This is a genomic window from Nocardia brasiliensis NBRC 14402 (assembly GCF_000308475.2).
Classification (GTDB): Bacteria; Actinomycetota; Actinomycetes; order Mycobacteriales; family Mycobacteriaceae; genus Nocardia; species Nocardia brasiliensis.
Genome location: NZ_BAFT02000084.1, coordinates 1 through 1,351 on the forward strand (window position 1 = coordinate 1; position 1,351 = coordinate 1,351).

Here is a 1,351-nt window from a genome sequence, read left to right on the forward strand (position 1 = left end):
CGCGCCGCGCATACGCCGGATCGGCTGCTCACCGGTGACACGGTCCGCGAGCGGGTCGCCACCGCCGAGAACGCGGGCTTCACCCTGGCGACCTTCGCGGATTCCATTCTGCCGCCCACGGATGTCCCGGGCCGGATCGACGCGGTCACCCGCGCGTCGTTCGTGGCGGCGACCACCAGCACGATCGGCCTGGTGCCCACCGTCGCCACCACCTATGCCGAACCGTTCCACACGTCTTCGCAGATCGCCACGCTCGACTACGCCTCCCGCGGCCGCGCGGGCTGGATCGCCGAAGGCGTCGACGACCAGCGCGCCGCACGCGCGTGGGGCCGCGCGACGGTAACCGGTGCCACCGAACTGGCCAGGGAGCAAAAGGATTCCATCGAGGTCGTACGACGACTCTGGGACTCCTGGGAGGACGACGCGGTGATCCGCGACTACCCCAACGGCCGCTTCCTGGACCGGAACAGGCTGCACTACATCGACTTCCGCGGCACGACCTTCGCGGTGAAGGGTCCGGCGATCGTGCCGCGACCGCCGCAGGGACAACCGGTGGTCTTCGGCGCGGACGGCGAGGTGGACGTGCGGCTGGTCGCCGCCGATTCCGTCGCGGCCGCGATCGAGGCGGCGCAGCGGTCACGGTCGGCGGGTACGCCGCTGACCTTCGCCGAGATCGACGTCACCCTGGACACCCCCACGGCGACCGCCGAGCAGCGCTTCGGCGCGGCTCCGTCCAGTTCCCCTGCCCGACTGACCTTTTCCGGTTCCGCGGCGGCGCTGGTCGATCTGCTCACCCATCTCAGCGGCCATCTGGACGGCGTGCGCCTGCACCCGGCGGTCATCGACGAAGACCTGCCGGTGCTCGCGCGGCAGGTGCTGCCCGCGCTGCTGCGCACGGGTGTCGCACATCGGCCGGTCCCCGGCTCGACCTTGCGCACCAATCTCGGGCTGGGTCGCCCGGTCAACCGCTACGCCGCGACGAACTAGACAGGAATCAACGCGATGACAGTCCCGCCGCGCCCGGACGCCCAGGTCCACTTCGGGGTGTTCTTCCAGGGCGTCAACCACACCACCATCTGGTCCGATCCGGCCAGCGGTTCCCAGATCGACTTCGAGACCTTCCGCCGGGTCGCGCAGACCGCCGAGCGCGGGCTGTTCGACGCGTTCTTCCTCGGCGAGGGCCTGCGCCTGCGGGAACAGGACGGCCGGATCCTGGAACTCGACATCGCGGGCCGGCCGGACGCGATCGCGCAGCTGGCCGCGCTGGCCGGCGTCACCCGGCATATCGGCCTGGTCGCCACGCAGAACACCACATACAACGAACCCGGCGATCTCGCGCGACGGCTGAGCG

2 protein-coding genes are annotated in these 1,351 nt (G+C 70.9%); both read left to right on the plus strand.

From position 1 onward, the window contains the following. Window positions 1-987 (plus strand): LLM class flavin-dependent oxidoreductase (locus TY25_RS30410; protein ID WP_042261854.1); only part of this gene is annotated, 987 nt, incomplete at its 5' end. A gap of 15 nt (window positions 988-1,002) precedes the next feature. After that, on the plus strand, window positions 1,003-1,351 hold a 349-nt coding region (locus TY25_RS30415; RefSeq protein ID WP_042261856.1), incomplete at its 3' end, for an LLM class flavin-dependent oxidoreductase.